Annotated in this window: 18 protein-coding genes and 1 riboswitch; of the genes, 15 read left to right on the top strand and 3 right to left on the bottom strand. The window is 41.5% G+C overall.

Features of this window, described 5'->3' with window-relative positions; translation table 11 throughout:
- Nucleotides 1–6: 6 nt before the first annotated feature.
- Nucleotides 7–1068, bottom strand: coding sequence for a DNA polymerase IV (gene dinB / locus F9B91_RS06430; RefSeq protein ID WP_150922762.1), 1062 nt, complete (start codon nt 1066–1068; stop codon nt 7–9).
- Nucleotides 1069–1307: 239 nt separating this feature from the next.
- Here dinB and pflB point away from each other — a divergent pair, with 239 nt between their 5' ends.
- Nucleotides 1308–3632 (top strand): formate C-acetyltransferase, encoded by a 2325-nt coding sequence (gene pflB, locus F9B91_RS06435; protein WP_020901544.1) that lies wholly within the window; start codon nt 1308–1310, stop codon nt 3630–3632.
- A 288-nt stretch (nt 3633–3920) separates the two neighbouring features.
- Here the strand turns inward: pflB and F9B91_RS06440 are convergent, their stop codons facing one another.
- Together F9B91_RS06440 and trkA are read right to left on the bottom strand one after the other, a co-directional pair.
- On the bottom strand, nt 3921–5360 hold the full coding sequence (locus tag F9B91_RS06440; RefSeq protein WP_084888201.1) for a TrkH family potassium uptake protein: 1440 nt from the start codon (nt 5358–5360) through the stop codon (nt 3921–3923).
- A gap of 3 nt (nt 5361–5363) precedes the next feature.
- Nucleotides 5364–6713: a Trk system potassium transporter TrkA gene (gene trkA, locus F9B91_RS06445; RefSeq protein WP_045612297.1), complete on the bottom strand. Its 1350-nt coding sequence runs from the start codon at nt 6711–6713 to the stop codon at nt 5364–5366.
- Nucleotides 6714–6901: 188 nt separating this feature from the next.
- Here trkA and F9B91_RS06450 point away from each other — a divergent pair, with 188 nt between their 5' ends.
- The 14 genes from F9B91_RS06450 to F9B91_RS06515 all read left to right on the top strand — a co-directional run bounded on the left by F9B91_RS06450 (nt 6902) and on the right by F9B91_RS06515 (nt 20846).
- On the top strand, nt 6902–7750 hold the full coding sequence (locus tag F9B91_RS06450) for an SAM hydrolase/SAM-dependent halogenase family protein (protein ID WP_150922763.1): 849 nt from the start codon (nt 6902–6904) through the stop codon (nt 7748–7750).
- 15 nt (nt 7751–7765) lie between these two features.
- Entirely contained in the window at nt 7766–8311 is a 546-nt protein-coding gene (locus F9B91_RS06455) for an ECF-type riboflavin transporter substrate-binding protein (RefSeq protein WP_033689391.1), read from the top strand.
- Between the two features lie 168 nt (nt 8312–8479).
- Nucleotides 8480–10162, top strand: a complete 1683-nt coding sequence (locus tag F9B91_RS06460; RefSeq protein WP_150922764.1) for an ABC transporter ATP-binding protein — start codon at nt 8480–8482, stop codon at nt 10160–10162.
- A complete protein-coding gene (locus F9B91_RS06465; protein WP_001148089.1) occupies nt 10147–10977 on the top strand; it encodes an energy-coupling factor transporter transmembrane component T family protein in 831 nt (276 codons plus the stop codon). The genes F9B91_RS06460 and F9B91_RS06465 overlap by 16 nt, the downstream gene beginning before the upstream one ends.
- Nucleotides 10978–11169: 192 nt before the next feature.
- A complete protein-coding gene (locus F9B91_RS06470) occupies nt 11170–11673 on the top strand; it encodes a tRNA (cytidine(34)-2'-O)-methyltransferase (protein WP_000181388.1) in 504 nt (167 codons plus the stop codon).
- Between the two features lie 53 nt (nt 11674–11726).
- Nucleotides 11727–11945: riboswitch (FMN riboswitch) on the top strand.
- A 163-nt stretch (nt 11946–12108) separates the two neighbouring features.
- A complete protein-coding gene (locus tag F9B91_RS06475) occupies nt 12109–12672 on the top strand; it encodes an ECF transporter S component (protein ID WP_000185834.1) in 564 nt (187 codons plus the stop codon).
- The gene (locus tag F9B91_RS06480) at nt 12662–13312 is read left to right on the top strand and encodes a phosphatase PAP2 family protein (RefSeq protein ID WP_150922765.1); all 651 of its coding nucleotides are present in this window, start codon (nt 12662–12664) and stop codon (nt 13310–13312) included. Before F9B91_RS06475 ends, F9B91_RS06480 begins: the two co-directional genes overlap by 11 nt.
- Nucleotides 13313–13339: 27 nt before the next feature.
- On the top strand, nt 13340–13759 hold the full coding sequence (locus tag F9B91_RS06485) for a chromosome partitioning protein ParB (protein WP_150922766.1): 420 nt from the start codon (nt 13340–13342) through the stop codon (nt 13757–13759).
- Nucleotides 13760–13763: 4 nt separating this feature from the next.
- Nucleotides 13764–14213 (top strand): GNAT family N-acetyltransferase, encoded by a 450-nt coding sequence (locus F9B91_RS06490; RefSeq protein WP_191962427.1) that lies wholly within the window; start codon nt 13764–13766, stop codon nt 14211–14213.
- A 270-nt stretch (nt 14214–14483) separates the two neighbouring features.
- On the top strand, nt 14484–15530 hold the full coding sequence (gene pheS / locus F9B91_RS06495) for a phenylalanine--tRNA ligase subunit alpha (RefSeq protein ID WP_150922768.1): 1047 nt from the start codon (nt 14484–14486) through the stop codon (nt 15528–15530).
- Nucleotides 15530–16039 (top strand): GNAT family N-acetyltransferase, encoded by a 510-nt coding sequence (locus F9B91_RS06500; protein WP_150922769.1) that lies wholly within the window; start codon nt 15530–15532, stop codon nt 16037–16039. Before pheS ends, F9B91_RS06500 begins: the two co-directional genes overlap by 1 nt.
- Nucleotides 16040–16115: 76 nt before the next feature.
- Nucleotides 16116–18521, top strand: a complete 2406-nt coding sequence (gene pheT / locus F9B91_RS06505) for a phenylalanine--tRNA ligase subunit beta (protein ID WP_150922770.1) — start codon at nt 16116–16118, stop codon at nt 18519–18521.
- 235 nt (nt 18522–18756) lie between these two features.
- A complete protein-coding gene (locus tag F9B91_RS06510; protein WP_000895282.1) occupies nt 18757–19650 on the top strand; it encodes an ABC transporter ATP-binding protein in 894 nt (297 codons plus the stop codon).
- Nucleotides 19647–20846, top strand: a complete 1200-nt coding sequence (locus F9B91_RS06515; protein WP_001245388.1) for an ABC transporter permease — start codon at nt 19647–19649, stop codon at nt 20844–20846. Before F9B91_RS06510 ends, F9B91_RS06515 begins: the two co-directional genes overlap by 4 nt.
- Nucleotides 20847–20967: the final 121 nt, after the last annotated feature.

The following is a 20967-nucleotide window of genomic DNA, read 5'->3' on the forward strand; positions in this document are numbered from 1 at the left end:
AAGGTTTTAAAATCCAGTCACGGTAATCCCCAACAGGCGGACACCTCTTTCTTTCTCGCTTAACTCTTCATAGAGTTGCAGGGCTATTTGGCTTATCTGACTAGCGTCCTGTGTTTTTTGAGCAAGACTTTTTCGTTTAGTAAGAGTTGAAAAGTCCTCGTAGCGGATTTTCAAAATGACAATTTTTCCAGTTTTTTCTTGTTGATGTAGATTGAGAGCGACTCTTTCTGATAGAAGAGTCAGCTCTTTTTTGATGTCTTCCTTGGCACGTAGAATTTTCCCATAGGTTTTCTCTTTCCCGATTGATTTACGGATGCGATTGGATTTGACGGGGGAATTGTGGATACCTCGAGCCTTTCGATAAAGGTCATAGCCCAGTCTTCCAAAACGGTCTATTAGGGTCATTTCAGGAACTTTAAGTAGATCAGCGCCGGTAAAAATCCCCATTTGATGAAGACGTTCTACTGTCTTCTTTCCTACTCCATGAAACTTGGAAATATTCATTTGTTTGAGAAAGTCCTCAGCCTGGTCAGGTAGAATCACTGTCAGACCATGTGGCTTTTGATAATCACTGGCCATTTTAGCTAAGAATTTATTGTAAGAAACGCCAGCAGAAGCAGTTAGATGAAGTTCTTGCCAGATATCCTCTTGAATGAGGCGAGCGATTTTGACTGCTGACTTGATACCGAGTTTATTTTCTGTCACATCCAAATAGGCTTCGTCAATGCTCATGGGTTCAATCAAATCTGTATAGCGCTTAAAAATAGCTCGAATCTGGAGTCCCACAGCTTTGTATTTCTCATAATTTCCTGAGATGAAGACGGCCTGGGGACAACGCTCATAGGCTTCCTTAGAGCTCATGGCTGAATGGACACCAAAAGCTCGCGCCTCATAGCTACAAGTGGAAACGACACCACGTCCACCTGTTTGCCGAGGGTCGCTTCCGATAATGACAGGTTTTCCTCTGAGTTTAGGATTATCTCTGATTTCCACCGCAGCAAAAAAGGCATCCATGTCAATATGGATGATTTTTCTTGACAAATCATTTAATAAGGGGAAAATCAACATGCCTAGCACCTTTTTACTGCTTATTTTCTTTTATTATACCCTTTTTTTTGAAAAAAAAAGAAAAAAGGACTTTGTTTTTTCAAAAATATAATACAGTTCGGAACAAAATATAGACTGTTTTAGAAAAGAAAGTGTAAAAATAGGGATTTTCCACTTGTTGAAATCGGTTACTGTGTGGTATACTTGTCTCATGAATGTAACAGATGGTTGTTACTAGAAAGAAAAAAGAGGACATTAACATGGTTGTTAAGACAGTTGTTGAAGCACAAGATATTTTTGACAAAGCTTGGGAAGGCTTCAAAGGCGTAGATTGGAAAGAAAAAGCAAGTGTATCACGCTTCGTACAAGCTAACTACACACCTTACGATGGAGACGAAAGCTTCCTTGCAGGACCAACAGAACGTTCACTTCACATCAAAAAAATTGTAGAAGAAACTAAGGCTCACTACGAAGAAACTCGTTTCCCAATGGACACTCGTCCAACTTCTATCGCTGATATCCCTGCTGGATTTATCGATAAAGAAAACGAAGTTATCTTTGGTATCCAAAATGACGAACTCTTCAAATTGAACTTCATGCCAAAAGGTGGTATCCGTATGGCTGAAACTACTTTGAAAGAAAATGGATACGAACCAGACCCAGCTGTTCACGAAATTTTCACTAAATACGTAACAACAGTTAACGACGGTATCTTCCGCGCTTACACTTCAAACATTCGTCGCGCTCGTCACGCACACACTGTAACTGGTCTTCCAGATGCCTACTCACGCGGACGTATCATCGGTGTTTACGCACGTCTTGCTCTTTACGGTGCAGACTACTTGATGCAAGAAAAAGTAAACGACTGGAATGCAATCGAAGAAATCGATGAAGAAACAATCCGTCTTCGTGAAGAAATCAACCTTCAATACCAAGCATTGCAACAAGTTGTTCGCTTGGGTGACCTTTACGGAGTTGATGTTCGCAAACCAGCGATGAACGTTAAAGAAGCTATCCAATGGGTTAACATCGCCTTCATGTCTGTCTGCCGTGTTATCAACGGTGCTGCTACATCTCTAGGACGTGTGCCAATCGTATTGGACATCTTTGCAGAACGTGACCTTGCTCGTGGTACATTTACTGAATCAGAAATCCAAGAATTCGTTGATGATTTCGTTATGAAACTTCGTACAGTTAAATTTGCTCGTACAAAAGCTTATGACCAATTGTACTCAGGTGACCCAACTTTCATCACAACTTCTATGGCTGGTATGGGTAACGACGGTCGTCACCGTGTTACTAAGATGGACTACCGTTTCTTGAACACTCTTGACAATATCGGTAACTCTCCAGAACCAAACTTGACAGTTCTTTGGACTGACAAATTGCCATACAACTTCCGTCGCTACTGTATGCACATGAGCCACAAACACTCTTCTATCCAATACGAAGGTGTTACAACAATGGCCAAAGACGGATACGGTGAAATGAGCTGTATCTCATGTTGTGTGTCTCCACTTGACCCAGAAAATGAAGAACAACGTCACAACATCCAGTACTTCGGTGCACGTGTAAACGTATTGAAAGCTCTTCTTACTGGTTTGAACGGTGGTTACGACGATGTTCACAAAGACTACAAAGTATTTGACATCGAACCAATTCGTGACGAAGTTCTTGAATTCGAATCAGTTAAAGAAAACTTTGAAAAATCTCTTGACTGGTTGACTGACACTTACGTAGATGCTTTGAACATCATCCACTACATGACTGATAAGTACAACTACGAAGCTGTTCAAATGGCATTCTTGCCAACTAAACAACGTGCAAACATGGGATTCGGTATCTGTGGATTTGCTAACACTGTTGATACATTGTCAGCTATCAAATACGCTACAGTTAAACCAATCCGTGACGAAAATGGCTATATCTACGATTACGAAACAATCGGTGAATACCCACGTTGGGGTGAAGATGATCCTCGTTCAAACGAATTGGCAGAATGGTTGATCGAAGCTTACACAACTCGTCTACGTAGCCACAAACTTTACAAAGACGCAGAAGCTACGGTTTCACTTTTGACTATCACATCTAACGTTGCTTACTCTAAACAAACTGGTAACTCACCAGTACACAAAGGTGTATATCTCAACGAAGATGGTTCTGTGAACTTGTCTAAACTTGAATTCTTCTCACCAGGTGCTAACCCATCTAACAAAGCTAAAGGTGGATGGTTGCAAAACTTGAACTCACTTTCTAGCCTTGACTTTAGTTATGCAGCTGATGGTATCTCATTGACAACTCAAGTTTCACCTCGCGCTCTTGGTAAGACTCGTGACGAACAAGTTGATAACTTGGTAACAATCCTTGATGGTTACTTCGAAAACGGTGGACAACACGTTAACTTGAACGTTATGGACTTGAACGATGTTTACGAAAAGATCATGTCAGGTGAAGATGTTATCGTACGTATCTCTGGATACTGTGTAAACACTAAATACCTCACTCCAGAACAAAAAACTGAATTGACACAACGTGTCTTCCACGAAGTTCTTTCAATGGATGATGCATTGGATGCGTTGAGCTAATCAAGTTCTTGAATAATGAAAAGGAACCCTCGGTCAGTCGACTGAGGGTTGTTTTTTGGGATCTTAAATTCCTTAATACTCTTCGAAAATCTCTTCAAACCACGTCAGCTTCGCCTTGTCGTACTCAAGTACTGTCTATAGCTAGCTTCCTAGTTTGCTTTTTGATTTTCATTGAGTATAAGTCAGGATCTGAAGTGTCTCGCTTGGTTTAAAAAGAGTTGGTTGAGTTGAGGAGGTGGTCTGAAATAAAAACACCACACTTTGTTAGATACAAGGTGTGGTTGTATTTTATCTCTTAGACCAAGTTCTCTTCATAAAGAGAAGTAAGATTGGGTAAATCTCCAAACGGCCTGCAATCATTGCAAAGGAGAGAAGAATTTTTGAGATAGGACTAAAGATTGAGAAACTAGATGTCGTTCCTAGAATAGGCCCGATGTTATTGAAACAGCTAAAGACAGCACTGGTTACAACCAGAAAATCATTGCTATCTAGGCTGACAATAAAGATAAGGGATAGCAAAATCATAGAATAGATGACAAAGTACTTGAGAATCTTATGTTGGGTATCTTTGTCAATTACCGTTTTATTAACATGGAGGGTCAAAACACGGTGGGGCGATAGGATTGACAAAATTTGGTTTTTGGCAATTTTTGAAAGGATGAGACCTCGAATAACCTTGAGTCCACCTGCGGTTGAACCAGCAGAACCACCGATTCCCATGAGGAAGAGGAGGATAAACTGGGAGAAGAGGGGCCAATTGGTAATGTCTCCATATCCAAAACCAGTCGTCGTAATAATATTGGAAACCTGGAAGAAGGCCATTTCAAAGCTCTTGGAAAATCCTGGGTAGAGATAGAGGGTATTAAGGCTAATCAAGCCTGTAGAAACCAGAACAATGACCAAGTAAGCTCGAAGTTCTTCATCTCCAAAGAAGGCCTTGACGCGACGGAGCATAAGGTAGTAGTAGAGATTGAAATTTACCCCAAAAACCAAAACTCCGATACTAACCAGATAGGTAATCAGTGAGCTACCATAGTGGGCAATCCCGTCGTTATAGACTGTAAAACCTCCTGTACCCGCAGTACCCATAGCGATGATAAAACTATCAAATAGGGGCATACCAGCCAGATAATAGATGATGACAAAGAGGGAGAAGAGAGCTAGATAAAGGAGATAGAGAATCTGGGCAGTATTTTTGAGTTTGGATACAACCTTGCCAAAAACAGGGCCAGGAACCTCAGCCTTCATCACCTCTAGGTGGCTATTCTTGGCATTATCCATAATAGCAAGCGCAAAAACAAGCACCCCCATCCCTCCAATCAAGTGGGTAAAACTTCGCCAGAAGAGGAGGGAACGACTGAGAACTGAAACGTCATTCAGAATAGTTGCTCCAGTAGTTGTAAAGCCAGAACTGATCTCAAAAAAGGCATCGATAACGCTGGGAATTTGCCTAGCAAAAACAAAGGGGAGACCACCAAAGAAGGACCAAAGGATCCAACAGAGGGCAACAATCAAGACTCCCTCCTTGGCATAAATCCGTTGATTTTTTGGCTTTTGTAAAATTCCTGAACCGCCTAGTAATACGAGAATCCCAATCGTTGTAAAGAGGGCTGTAAAGACTTGGCTCGATTCACGGTAATAGATAGCAACAGCTACAGGAACCAAAAGAAGAACAGCTTCAATCAAAAGTAATTTTGAAAGGAGGTAACGAATCATACTTTTATTCATTTCTTACCTCGCAATCAAGTCATAAATCTTGGTGATGTTTGGCAACAAAGTTGTTACTAGGAGCTTGTCTCCAACTTCCAGCATATCCTCTCCTGTTGGGAAAATAGTCTTGCCTTTTCGAATGATAGCTGCAATAAGAATCCCTTTTTTCAGTTTTAGTTGAGAAAGAGGTTTGGCAGTCATTTTATTAGCTTCCTTGATATGGAATTGCAGGGTTTCGATTTGGCCATTGGCTAGATGGTGCATGGCTTGAAGGTCTGAATACTGGGCATTAACACGACCACGAATAAAGTGCATAATCGTATCTACAGCGATGCTTTTAGGTGTGATGATACTTGAAAAATCAGGCGCATTGATAATCTCAAGGAGACTGGTGCGATTGACCTTGGTGATATTTTTCTGTACACCTACCCTGTCAAGGAACATAGAGGTAATCAGATTTTCCTCATCGACTCCTGTTAGAGTCGCAACGGCATCATAGTTTTGAGCACTTTCTTCCAGCAGGATATCTTTTGCGGTACCATCTCCTTGAACGATGTAGAGATTTGGGAATTTCTCGCTAAAGAAGCTGGCGATTTCAGGATTGATTTCAATAACCTTGGTATCGATACGACTGTCTTTGAGGATACCTAATAGATAATAGGCAATTCTACCAGCTCCAACAATAAGAAGACTCTTCACGGCACGAGACTTGAAATAATTATGGAAGAGCATCATGTCAACACGGTTACCAGTGACAAAGATTCTATCTTTATCCTGTACAGTCATGTCACCGCTTGGAATGATAATTTGATGTTCCCTTTCTATCGCACAGACAATGACATTGCCAAATTTTTTCCGAAAATCAGAAATGGGCATTTGGCAAAGACCACTGGAGGATTTAACAGCGAATTCCATCAAGCTGACCCGTCCACCAAAGAAACGTTCGACAGAGAGGGCGTTGGGGAAGTCAATGATATTAGCAATAGCACGGGCAGCCAAGAGCTCAGGATTAACGATAAGAGAAAAACCGAGAATATTCTTTTCCTTGAAATAAGAGTTAGAATATTCAGGGTTCCGCACCCGAACGATGGTCTCTTTAGCTCCCATTTTTTTTGCTAGAACGGCTGCAATCATGTTCACTTCATCGTATTCAGTCAGGGCGATAAAGATATCACAATCCTGGACGCTGGCTTGCTCAAGGATGGTAAAATCGGCCCCGTTACCAAGGATGCCTATGATATCAAAGCGATTGACAATATGATTGAGGACAGATTCGTCTTGCTCAATCAGCAAAACATCATGCTTTTCTGCAACCAAGGAGCGACAGAGGGCAGAACCAACTTTTCCCCCTCCGACAAGGATAATTTTCATAATAAAACCTACTTCTTCATTATGTAACTATCATACCTTTTTTCAAGAAAAAATGCACCTACTAGCTAATCACCAGAGTTTTTAGTAGGAAATTTGCTATAAGGTAAAACTATACCCTAATCAATTGAAATAGCTATTAGCACCTTTCTCTGAAATATGGTATGATAAAGGATATACAAGGAGATAAAATGAATAATAATTTACTGGTATTACAATCAGACTTTGGTCTGGTTGATGGTGCGGTATCGGCTATGATTGGAGTGGCTTTAGAAGAATCTCCAACCTTAAAAATTCATCACTTGACGCACGATATCACGCCTTATAATATTTTTGAGGGGAGCTATCGTCTCTTTCAGACGGTAGATTACTGGCCTGAGGGAACGACATTTGTATCGGTGGTCGATCCAGGTGTCGGCTCGAAACGTAAGAGTGTAGTTGCCAAGACTGCAAAAAATCAATACATTGTCACGCCAGACAATGGAACGCTTTCTTTTATCAAGAAACACGTTGGTATTGTAGCCATTCGTGAAATTTCTGAAGTGGCCAATAGACGTCAAAACACAGAGCATTCTTATACTTTCCACGGTCGTGATGTTTATGCTTATACTGGTGCTAAACTGGCTAGTGGTCACATTTCTTTTGAGGAAGTGGGGCCAGAGCTCAGTGTAGATCAGATTGTGGAACTTCCAGTCGTAGAGACAATCATTGAAGATCATCTGGTAAAGGGAGCTATTGATATTCTAGATGTGCGTTTTGGTTCGCTTTGGACCTCTATCACACGAGAAGAATTTTACAAACTGGAACCAGACTTTGGTGACCGTTTTGAAGTGACTATCTATCACGCAGATATGCTGGTTTATCAAAATCAGGTTGTTTATGGCAAATCATTTGCAGATGTGAGAATTGGGCAACCCATCCTTTACATCAACTCTCTCTATCGTTTAGGTTTGGCTATCAACCAAGGTTCCTTTGCCAAGGCCTATAATGTGGGTGTCGGTTCATCTTGGACCATTGAAATAAAGAAAATAGAATCATAAAATAGGAGAATATAGATGAAAAATCAATCAATTAAACAAGTTGTTGCTATCGGTGTTGGAGCTGCGCTCTTTGTTGTCATCGGGATGATCAGCATTCCGACACCTGTTCCAAATACAAGCATCCAGCTTCAGTATGCGGTACAGAGCCTCTTGTCTATCATTTTTGGCCCTCTAGTGGGATTACTTGTTGGTTTAATTGGTCATGCAGTGAAGGACTCTCTTGCTGGCTACGGCCTTTGGTGGACTTGGATTATTGCTAGTGGTCTCTTTGGTCTAGCCGTCGGACTCTTTAGAAAATACATTCGAGTAACACAGGGTGTTTTTGAGTTGAAGGATATTGTCTTCTTTAACCTCATTCAGATTGTTGCAAATGCTCTTGTTTGGGGTGTCTTGGCACCACTTGGAGATGTTGTGATTTATCAAGAAGCGGCAGAAAAAGTATTTGCCCAAGGGATTGTTGCGGGAATTGCTAATGCTGTAACTGTAGCTATCGCAGGTACTCTTCTCTTGCTAGCTTATTCACGTACGCAGACTCGTTCAGGAAGTTTGAAAAAGGATTAACATAAAGGAAAAGGCTGGGCGACCGGTCTTTTTCGATGTTTATAGACTAGTTAGGCAAGCAAGCTATGATAGGACTCTTTTTGACGCTAAGATTTTACGAGAAGAGACTGTAAGAAGGGTTCGATTTATGATAAAATAGAAGTCTAAGAAGCGAATGAAGAGAGTAAGATGAAAGAAGCTATAATTGAGTGGAAGGATTTCTCTTTCCGGTATGAAACGCAACAAGAACCAACCTTGCAAGGGGTGGACTTGACCATTTACAAGGGAGAGAAAGTCTTAATTGTTGGGCCATCTGGGTCAGGCAAGTCTACCTTGGGTCAATGTTTGAATGGGATTATTCCCAATATTTACAAGGGTCAGATGTCTGGAGAATTTTTGATCAAGGGGCAAGCAGCCTTTGATATGAGCATCTATGATAAGTCTCATCTGGTCAGTACAGTTTTGCAGGATACAGATGGACAGTTTATCGGCTTGTCCGTGGCAGAGGATTTGGCTTTTGCTCTGGAAAATGACGTGACAGCTCTAGATGAGATGAAAGGTCGTGTTCATAAATGGGCTGAAAAGCTGGACCTTATCCCTTTACTAGCTCAGCGTCCCCAGGATTTGTCAGGTGGACAAAAGCAGCGGGTCAGTCTGGCTGGTGTCTTGATTGATGAAAGTCCGATTCTCTTGTTTGATGAACCACTCGCCAATCTAGATCCCAAGTCAGGTCAGGATATTATCGAATTGATTGATCAGATTCATAAGGAAGAGGGAACAACGACACTTATTATTGAGCATCGTTTGGAGGATGTTCTGCATAGACCTGTGGATCGGATTGTCTTGATAAACGATGGTCGTATCCTCTTTAATGGGAGTCCTGACCAGTTACTGGCGACTGATTTATTGACACAAAATGGAATTCGAGAACCCCTTTATCTAACCACTCTCCGTCAATTGGGTGTGGATTTAGCCAAGGAAGAACAGTTAGCAAATCTGGATAACTTGTCTATCTCAAAAGGTCAGGTTCAGCTGCAGAATGAACTGGCAAAAGAAACCGTAGAATTGCAGTCACTCTTTAAATTAGAGGATTTGTCTTTTTCTTATGATGATAGACCGATTTTAAAATCCATTTATCTGGATATTAAAAAGGGCGAAAAGATTGCCATTGTCGGGAAAAATGGAGCAGGGAAGTCAACTCTAGCCAAGGCCTTAAGTAACTTTATCCAAACTGAAGGCCGATATCTGTGGGAAGGACAGGATATAAAAGGAGATTCTGTTGCAGAGCGGGCTGAACGAGTAGGCTATGTGCTGCAAAATCCCAATCAAATGATTTCAACCAACATGATTTTTGATGAAGTGGCTCTGGGACTTCGCTTGCGAGGTGTGAACGAGCAGGAAATTGAAACAAGAGTTTATGAAACTTTGAAAATCTGTGGTCTCTATGAATTTCGTAATTGGCCCATTTCTGCCCTGTCATTTGGTCAGAAAAAACGTGTCACTATTGCCTCAATTTTGGTCTTGGGAGCTGAAATAATTCTCTTAGATGAACCGACTGCGGGTCAAGACCAGAAGAACTATACTGAGATTATGGAATTTCTCGAAGAGTTACATCAAAAAGGTCATACCATTGTCATGATTACGCATGATATGCAATTGATGCTGGATTATTCAGACCGAGCTCTTGTCATGGTGGATGGGGAATTGATTGCCGATACTGATCCAGCTAGTCTTTTGAGTAATCCTGAGTTGTTAGTAAAAGCCAACCTAAAAGAAACTTCAATCTTTAACTTGGCCAAGAAACTAGACGTGGATCCACTTGCTTTAACGGCATTTTACAAAGAAAGGAGAGAAGGATGCAAGCTAAATTAATTGGTTACCAGCATAGAGATACTGTAATTCATCGCTTGTCAGGAGCTGGTAAACTCCTCTTTTTCATCCTTGTATCATTGGCGGCCATGATTAGCTATGATACCAGGCTGCTTGTTCTGATTGCCATCTTTTCGGTCTTTCTCCTCTATTTGTCAGAAATCCGTTTTAAAGATGTTTCCTTTGTAGCCGTTTTTGCGACGGTATTTGCCGTTTTAAACGTTTTGATGGTCTATCTCTTTTCTCCCGAGTATGGGGTTGGACTTTACGGAGAGAGAAGTGTGATTTGGCAGGGAATCGGTGCCTACACTCTGACCAGTCAAGAGCTCTTTTATCTGCTAAATCTGGCTATTAAGTACCTTTGCACTATTCCTCTGGCTATTATCTTTTTGATGACAACCCACCCTAGTCAGTTTGCTTCCAGTTTAAATCAAATTGGTGTGCCTTACAAGATTGCCTATTCAGTCAGCCTGACCTTGCGCTATATTCCAGATTTGCAGGAAGAATTCTTTACCATCAAGATGTCTCAGGAAGCGCGTGGGATGGAATTATCCAAGAAAGCTTCTCTCATGCAACGAATCAAAGGCAATCTGCGCATTATTACTCCCTTGATTTTCAGCTCGCTAGAACGCATTGATACCATCGCGACTGCCATGGAGCTTCGACGCTTTGGGAAAGAGAAAAAACGCACTTGGTATAGTTATCAGGCCTTGAAAAAAGGAGACTATCTTACCTTGCTCTTGGCAGCCTTGTTTTTAGTAGCTAGTTTACTACTTATCTTGCAGAATCAGGGACGATTTTACAACCCTTGGAAATAGCTTGAAAAAATTGAAAAAATCAAGTCGTTTCTATTGACAATGATTCTGAAAGTGTTATACTAAGGAAGTAGTTTCGCTGATTTACTTCAAACCTGTTGTGAGGTAAGTTAACGATGCCTTAACCACGCTGTTTGCTGAGCTTGACTCCGGGCAGTGTGGCTATTTTTTTGCAATGGTGAAAGGAAGCAAGTCATGACAAATCACATTGTATTATTTGAACCACAAATTCCACAAAATACAGGCAACATCGCTCGTACTTGCGCTGCGACTAATTCTCCCCTCCACATCATCAAGCCAATGGGTTTTCCTATTGATGACCGCAAGATGAAGCGGGCTGGGTTGGATTATTGGGATAAGCTAGAGATTTATTTTTACGAGAGTTTGGAGGATTTCATGTCTCAGATGAAGGGCAAACTCTATCTGATTTCGAAATTCGCGGAAAAAGTCTATTCTGAGGTGGATTTATCGACTGATGAAGACCATTATTTTCTTTTTGGACGTGAAGACAAGGGCTTGCCTGAGGACTTTATGCGAGAACATCCTGAAAAGGCTCTCCGTATTCCCATGAATGATGAACATGTCCGCAGTCTCAATGTGTCTAATACCGTCTGTATGATTGTCTATGAGGCTCTTCGCCAGCAGAACTTTGCAGGTCTTGAGCTTGTTCATACCTATGAAGTGGATAAATTGAAATAAAAAATGAAAATGAACTAAATGCTTGCGCTTGCAAGCGTTTTTTGTTATGATAAAAGAGTCTTCAGGGCAGGGTGTGATTCCCGACCGGCGGTAAATTTGACTAGCTATTTTAGCTTTCTCGTTGTTGTCTTGTCTCGATATACTTTAAGTATTATCTTCGACTGCGACGCCTAGATAAATCTAAAATATCTTAGCCAAATAAGTCCGCGAGCGCAAGCTGATGTGGTGAGATTCCACAACCGACAGTATAGTCTGGATGGGAGAAGACGAAAGAATAGCTTTGTCTGTTCTGATAGATTTATAGCTAAACTGTAACCGCTTGCTTGAATTTCCTTAATAGAGTGAGAGGGAACTTTTGGGATATAAAAAGATAGAATAGATAGAGAAATCCTTTCTAACTTCTTCTGATTTTATAGAAAATTGGAGGAACCTGTTATGACAAACACACGTCGACTTTCGACTATTGCGATTTTATCAGCCATCTCATTTGTGCTGATGTACTTTGACTTTCCGCTTTTACCAGCGGCATCCTTCCTCAAGATCGAATTTAGTATCTTGCCAGTCCTTGTGGGCTTGGTGGTCATGGATTTGCCTGCTGCTCTAGGAGTTCTCTTGCTTCGCTCACTCTTGAAACTGCTTCTTAACAGCCAGGGAGTGAATACTTACATTGGTTTGCCAATGAATATCGTAGCTTTGGGAGTTTTTGTCATCGTATTTGCTTTGATTTGGAAAAAGGAACGGACAACCCTTCGTTTCCTACTAGGCTCTCTAGCTGGGACTATTGGTTTAACCGTGGCTATGTTGGTTCTCAACTATGTTTATGCTGTTCCTTTGTACGCTAAGTTTGCTAACTTTGATATTGGAAAAATTTTGGGACTTTCCAACTACCTAATGACCATGGTATTACCTTTTAACTTGATTGAGGGTGTAATCTTTTCCGTTTCATTCTGGTTGTTGTACGTCCTTTTGAAACCAACCTTAAAACATTATGAAAGATAAACAAACATTTTTAATGAAGGGCAGTTTTGCCCTTTTACTTTTCGTTATTCTTGGCTACATGGTCAAATTTTACCCTGAAACGCTGGTCGGTTTTGACCAACCGATTCAGACTGCCGTTCGAGGAGACTTGCCAGATTACTTGACTATTCTTTTTAGGGCCATCACACGCTTGATTGATATTCCAGTGATTATCACTTGGGTTGTCATTACAGCTTTTGTCTTTTATCATAAGCGGTGGAAGATAGAAAGTTTCTTCATGCTGGGAAATCTAGCTTTGGCAGGTCTTTTAATCGTGACCTTTAAAAATATCTATCAGCGCCCACGACCAGCTATTTTACACTTGGTAGAGGAGAAGGGATTTTCCTTTCCAAGCGGTCATTCTCTGGCTGTAACCTTGATGGTCGGTTCTCTGATTGTCATTCTCAGTCAACGGATGAAAGATCCAGTCTGGAGAAAAATCATGCAAATTGTCCTTGTTCTCTACCTAGTCAGTGTGCTGGTATCAAGGGTCTATCTGGGAGTTCATTACCCATCAGATGTCCTTGCCAGTCTCTGTGTGGGCTTGGGAGTCTTGTTTATCGAGTTTCCCTTCTATGACAAGCTCCGCTTCCAATGGCGATTTAAAGGTAAGCAGAAGTGAATATCAAATTCTCTTGAGGAGAAAGAAATGAAAGTCAACATAAAAGCTCTCCATCCGACTCAACTATACTTATCAGAAAAGAAACTAGCAGGCCTCCAGACACTTTATCAGTCTGTAGAATTAAACAATGTCGATCCAATCAGTATTCTTGCCTTTGGAGATTGCTTGTTGATTACAGATGGGCATCACAGGGCTTATCAGGCTTTATTGGCAGGTCGGGATACGATTTCTGCTGAGTGGGATAGAGATGGTGGTGATGAACTATATCATCTCTATGCGCAAGCTTGTGAGGAAAGAATGATTTACTCTGTTCTGGATTTAAAAAATCATATCTTAGCTCAAGATGAGTATGAAGCAAAATGGTATAACTGGTGTGATGGTTTTAATCAAGCAGCAACTATTTTGTGGAAAAGGAAAGCAGATGAAACGGATTTTACAAATAGATAATGCACTGCGTCTTGTTCCTTATTATAAGGTCAATCATTGTGAAGAAGCTTTTGCTTGGTATCAGGATGTGAACTTAGTTCACCTCGTAGATGGTGTGAAGAAACCTTATAGTCAAGAAACTTTGGAAGCTATGTATTCCCATTTGGATCAGCATGGTGAACTTTTTTGGATTGAAGTCAAGGAGAAGGGAGAATGGTTTCCAATTGGGGATGTTACACTATCTCAGGATAATCTCCCCATTGTGATTGGGAATTCCGCTTACCAACATCGAGGACTTGGAAAAAAGATCCTAAGTACTTTGATTGAATTGGCTCGAGTAAAAGGATGGAAAGAATTGAAAGTCAAGGAAATCTACACCTACAATCATACTTCTAGGAGGTGTTTCAAGTCGCTTGGATTTGTGGAAGATGGAGTAACAGAAAAAGGAACGAGTTTTATACTGAAATTAATCTAATCTAACTTGTTTTTTAACTAAAAATCTGATAAACTAGGTAGTAATTGAATAGAAATCCGCAAGACTAGTAACTCAAGGGAAGTATATCAGGGAGGAGAGCCGTGACTGTAAGCTCTCTATATGAAAGCTGGGTGAATTCACTTGTGCATGGATTTAGAAATGAAGGTCTGACTTGTCAGATGAAAACGGATGGTACCGCGTGTCAACGCTCCGAGTGGAGTTTTTGGCATGTGGTTTTCTTTTTATCTACGAGAGACTGATGGAGGAATTATGTCAACTATTGAAGAACAATTAAAAGCGCTTCGTGAAGAAACGCTGGCTAGCTTGAAGCAGATTACTGCTGAAAATAAAAAAGAGATGCAAGATTTGCGTGTCTCTGTCTTTGGTAAAAAGGGTTCGCTTACTGAAATCCTCAAAGGGATGAAAGATGTTTCTGCTGAGATGCGTCCAATCATTGGGAAACACGTCAATGAAGCTCGTGATGTCTTGACAGCAGCCTTTGAAGAAACAGCTAAGCTCTTGGAAGAAAAGAAAGTCGCGGCTCAACTTGCTAGCGAGAGTATCGATGTGACGCTTCCAGGTCGTCCAGTTGCGACTGGTCACCGTCACGTTTTGACACAAACCAGTGAAGAAATCGAAGATATTTTCATTGGGATGGGTTACCAAGTCGTGGATGGTTTTGAAGTGGAGCAAGACTACTATAACTTTGAACGTATGAACCTTCCCAAAGACCACCCAGCCCGTGATATGCAGGACACATTCTATATCACAGAAGAAATCTTACTCCGTACTCACACGTCTCCAGTGCAGGCGCGTGCCATGGATGCCCATGATTTCTCTAAAGGTCCTTTGAAAATGATCTCACCAGGGCGTGTGTTCCGTCGTGACACAGACGATGCGACCCACAGTCACCAGTTCCACCAAATCGAAGGTTTGGTTGTTGGGAAAAATATCTCTATGGCTGACCTTCAAGGAACCCTTCAGTTGATTGTGCAAAAAATGTTCGGTGAAGAGCGTCAGATTCGTCTGCGTCCATCTTATTTTCCATTCACAGAGCCATCTGTTGAGGTGGATGTTTCTTGTTTCAAGTGTGGTGGAGAAGGCTGTAACGTATGTAAGAAAACTGGTTGGATCGAAATTATGGGTGCCGGTATGGTTCACCCACGTGTCCTCGAAATGAGTGGTATCGATGCGACTGTTTACTCTGGCTTTGCCTTTGGTCTTGGACAAGAGCGTGTAGCCATGCTCCGTTACGGAATCAACGATATCCGTGGATTCTACCAAGGAGATGTCCGCTTCTCAGAACAGTTTAAATAATGATCAGAAAAGTAGAAAAGGCAGATATTGGGGTGTTATCCAAAATTGCCAAACAAACCTTTCGTGAAACATTTGCTCATGATAATACGGAAGAGCAGTTACAGGAATACTTTGAAGAGGCTTATAGTTTGAGAGTTTTGTCAACTGAGTTGGAAAATCCAGAATCCGAAACCTACTTCATTATGCATGAAGAGGAGATAGCTGGTTTTCTCAAAGTCAACTGGGGAAGTGCTCAGACTGAGAGAGAATTAGAGGATGCTTTTGAAATTCAACGTCTCTATGTGCTACAAAAATTCCAAGGATTTGGACTAGGTAAGCAACTGTTTGAATTTGCTCTTGAATTTGCTACAAAAAATAATTTTTTCTGGGCTTGGCTAGGTGTTTGGGAGCATAATACAAAAGCTCAAGCGTTTTATAATCGATATGGTTTTGAAAAATTTAGCCAACATCATTTTATGGTTGGTCAAAAAGTAGATACGGATTGGTTACTGAGAAAGAAATTAAGGTAAGAAGATGATTCTTCTATTGAAATGATAGGAAAGGAAAAGAACTAGAGTGGCAACTGTCATTCTGGAGAACTAAATTATGCTTGTATCTTATAAATGGTTAAAAGAATTGGTGGACATTGATGTTCCATCACAAGAGTTGGCTGAAAAAATGTCAACTACAGGGATCGAGGTAGAAGGTGTCGAATCACCTGCTGCTGGTCTCTCAAAAATTGTCGTCGGTGAGGTCTTGTCTTGCGAAGATGTGCCAGAAACTCACCTCCATGTTTGTCAGGTTAACGTTGGCGAAGAAGAAGCCCGTCAAATCGTCTGTGGTGCACCGAATGTGCGTGCTGGTATCAAGGTTATGGTGGCTCTTCCAGGAGCTCGTATCGCTGACAATTACAAGATCAAAAAAGGGAAAATCCGCGGTCTTGAGTCACTTGGAATGATCTGTTCGCTTGGTGAACTGGGAATTTCTGACTCAGTTGTACCTAAGGAATTTGCAGATGGCATCCAAATCTTGCCAGAAAATGCCGTTCCAGGTGAGGAAGTCTTCTCATATCTAGACTTGGATGATGAAATCATCGAACTTTCTATCACACCCAATCGTGCGGATGCCCTTTCTATGCGTGGAGTGGCTCACGAAGTAGCAGCTATCTATGATAAGGCAGTCAACTTTAAAGAATTTACTCTTTCAGAAACTGACCAAGCTGCAGCAGATGCTCTTTCTGTGGGTATTGAGACAGACAAGGCGCCTTACTATGCAGCTCGTATCTTGGACAATGTGACCATCGCACCAAGTCCACAATGGTTGCAAAACCTTCTTATGAATGAAGGTATCCGTCCCATTAACAACGTAGTGGACGTGACTAACTACATCCTGCTCTACTTTGGTCAACCAATGCATGCCTTTGACTTGGATACCTTTGAAGGGAGTGACATCCGTGTACGTGAAGCGCGTGCTGGTGAAAAATTGGTGACTTTAGATGGTGAAGAACGTGACTTGGACGTGAATGACCTAGTCATTACTGTCGCTGACAAGCCAGTAGCCCTTGCCGGTGTCATGGGCGGTCAAGCAACAGAAATCTCTGATAAATCTAGTCGTGTCGTCCTTGAAGCTGCAGTCTTCAACGGAAAATCTATCCGCAAGACCAGTGGTCGCCTCAACCTTCGTTCTGAGTCATCTTCTCGCTTTGAAAAAGGCATCAATGTGGCAACAGTCAATGAAGCCCTTGATGCGGCAGCTAGCATGATTGCAGAACTTGCAGGTGCGACGGTGCGCAAAGGCATCGTTTCAGCGGGTGAGCTTGATACCTCTGATGTGGAAGTTTCTTCAACTCTTGCTGATGTTAACCGCGTCCTCGGAACTGAGCTTTCTTATGCTGATGTAGAAGACGTCTTCCGTCGTCTTGGATTTGGTCTTTCTGGAAATGCAGATAGCTTTACAGTCAGTGTCCCACGTCGCCGTTGGGATATCACTATTGAAGCAGATCTCTTTGAAGAAATCGCTCGTATCTATGGTTATGACCGCTTGCCAACTAGTCTACCAAAAGACGATGGTACAGCAGGTGAATTGACTGCGACACAAAAACTTCGCCGTCAGGTTCGTACCATTGCTGAAGGGGCAGGTTTGACAGAAATCATCACCTACGCTCTAACAACTCCTGAAAAAGCAGTTGAGTTTACGGCTCAACCAAGTAACCTTACGGAACTTATGTGGCCAATGACAGTGGATCGTTCTGTCCTCCGTCAAAATATGATTTCTGGTATCCTTGATACGGTGGCTTATAACGTAGCTCGTAAGAATAAAAACTTGGCCCTTTATGAGATTGGTAAAGTTTTTGAACAAACTGGCAATCCAAAAGAAGAACTTCCAAATGAGATTAATAGCTTTGCCTTTGCCTTGACAGGCTTGGTTGCAGAAAAAGATTTCCAAACAGTAGCAGTTCCAATTGATTTCTTCTATGCTAAGGGAATCCTTGAAGCCCTATTTGCTCGTTTGGGACTCCAAGTAACTTATACAGCAACATCTGAAATTGCTAGCCTTCATCCAGGTCGTACAGCTATGATTTCACTCGGTGACCAAGTTCTTGGTTTCCTTGGTCAAGTGCATCCAGTCACTGCTAAGGCTTACGATATTCCAGAAACGTATGTAGCTGAGCTCAATCTTTCAGCCATCGAAACTGCGCTTCAACCTGCTAATCCATTTGTAGAAATTACTAAATTCCCAGCAGTTAGCCGTGACGTTGCCCTTCTCCTCAAGGCAGAAGTGACTCACCAAGAAGTTGTGGACGCTATCCAAGCTGCCGGTGTGAAACGTTTGACAGATATCAAACTCTTTGACGTCTTCTCAGGCGAAAAATTGGGACTTGGTATGAAGTCAATGGCTTATAGCTTGACCTTCCAAAATCCGGAAGATAGCTTAACGGACGAAGAAGTCGCACGCTATATGGAAAAAATCCAAGCGTCTCTCGAAGAAAAAGTCAATGCAGAAGTGCGTTAAAGTATCAATCCATCCTTCGGGGTGGATTTTTGCTTTTTAAATAACAATTCAGGATCAAAAATAGACAGTTGAGGAACAGAGAAGATAAATTGGAGTTTACCAGTGTATAATGTACTCATAACTCAAAGTACCCTAAGATTTTTTACTAAAATGAGGATGATAAAAATGGACAGAAATCATTGTAAAGGCTATCAAAAAGGAGTATAATGAGTGAAAGACATTTCGGAGGTGAAAGATGCTAGAAGTAAGAAGTCTAGAGAAAAGTTTTGGACCCAAGCAAGTTTTGTTTGGCATTGACTTTCAAGCGCGACCAGGTCGTATTTTGGGATTAGTCGGGAAAAACGGTGCTGGGAAGACAACAATTTTCCACAGTATTTTGAAGTTTTTAGAATATCAAGGAGAAATCAGTCTAGATGGTCAGGATATTCGTCAAGAGACCTATGCTCGGATTGGCTATCTGCCTGAAGAACGTAGTCTCATGCCTAAATTGACAGTCCTTGAACAAGTTCGCTATTTGGCGACTCTAAAAGGCATGGATGCCAAGGAGGTCAAGGAAAAACTCCCTCAATGGATGAAGAGGTTGGAAGTGAAAGGGAAGCTGACTGATAAAATCAAGAGTCTGTCAAAAGGAAATCAGCAGAAGATTCAGCTCATTATTACTCTGATTCATGAACCAGACTTGATTATCTTGGATGAGCCTTTCAGTGGCTTGGACCCAGTTAATACTGAATTGCTCAAGCAAGTCATTTTTCAGGAAAAAGAGCGTGGAGCAACCATTATCTTTTCTGATCATGTCATGACCAACGTAGAGGAGCTTTGTGACGATATTCTCATGATTCGAGATGGCCGTGTGGTCTTGCATGGACCAGTTCAGGATGTCCGAAATCAATACGGGAAAACGCGTCTTTTTGTTTCAAGTGAACGAAGCAAGGAAGAATTGGAAAACCTTCCTCATGTCAAACAGGTGAGCTTGACCAAACAAGGCAGTTGGAAATTGATCTTAGAGGATGAGAGCGCTGGAAGGGAACTCTTCCCAATCTTGACTCAGGGGCAATACATCGCAACCTTTGACCAGCAAGCGCCAACAATTGATGAAATCTTTAAACTAGAATCAGGGGTGGAAGTATGAGAAATATGTGGGTTGTAATGAAGGAAACCTATCTTCGACACATCAAGTCGTGGAGTTTCTTCTTTATGGTGATTTCGCCGTTCCTCTTTTTAGCCTTATCTGTAGGAATTGGCTACCTCCAAGGGTCTTCTATGGCCAAGAATAGCAAGATAGCAGTAGTAACAACAGTGCCATCTGTGGAAGAAGGGCTCAAGGGTACTAATGGTATCAACTTTGATTATAAGGATGAAGCCAGTGCCCAAACTGCTATCAAGGATGAGAAAATCAAGGGTTACCTAACCGTCGACCAAGAGGACAGCGTCATCAAGGCCGTCTATCATGGTGAAACCTCTCTTGAAAGTGGCATCAAACTAGCTGTAACCAATAGACTAAATGAACTGCAATACCAACTCAATCGTTCGGCAGCTAATTTGTCTCAAGAACAGGAAAAACGCCTGAGTCAAACCGTTGATTTTACTGAGAAGATTGATGAATCTAAGGAAAACAAAAAAATTGTTCAAACCATTGCGGCCGCAGGGCTTGGTTTCTTCCTTTATATGATTTTGATTACCTATGCTAGTGTCACTGCTCAGGAAGTGGCTAGCGAGAAAGGAACCAAAATCATGGAGGTGGTCTTCTCTAGTATCCGAGCTAGTTATTATTTCTACGCTCGCATGCTGGCTCTGCTTCTTGTGATTTTGACCCATATTGGCATTTACGTCGTGGGTGGACTTGCTGCCATTCTTCTCTTTAAAGACCTACCAATCTTGGCACAATCTGGTATTTTAAACCATATAGGAGAGGCTTTCTCGCTCAACACCTTATTGTTTGTCTTGGTTAGCCTCTTTATGTACGTTGTTTTAGCAGCCTTCCTAGGTTCTATGGTTTCTCGTCCTGAGGACTCAGGAAAAGCCTTGTCGCCTTTGATGATTTTGATTATAGGTGGTTTTTTTGGAGTGACAGCTCTAGGTGCAGCTGGTGACAATCTCATCTTGAAGATTGGTTCATATATTCCCTTTATTTCGACCTTCTTCATGCCATTTAGAGCCATTAATGGCTATGCAAATGGGTTAGAAGCTTGGATTTCGCTTGCGATTACGATTGCTTTTGCAGTAACTGCAACAGTCTTTATCGGACGTATGTATGCTAGTCTCGTTCTGCAAACAGATGATTTGGGACCTTGGAAAACCTTTAAACGTGCCTTATCTTATAAATAGAAGAGCCTCGCGAAAGCGAGGTTTTTAGAGATAAAAAGAGTGGAATTCAGAAAAATATTTTTCATATCTATTGACTTTTAGGGGTGAAATTTGGTATTATAGTAGGCGGTATTGTTTACCC

The sequence above is a fragment of the Streptococcus mitis genome (assembly GCF_008763935.1).
Taxonomy (GTDB): domain Bacteria; phylum Bacillota; class Bacilli; order Lactobacillales; family Streptococcaceae; genus Streptococcus; species Streptococcus mitis_DB.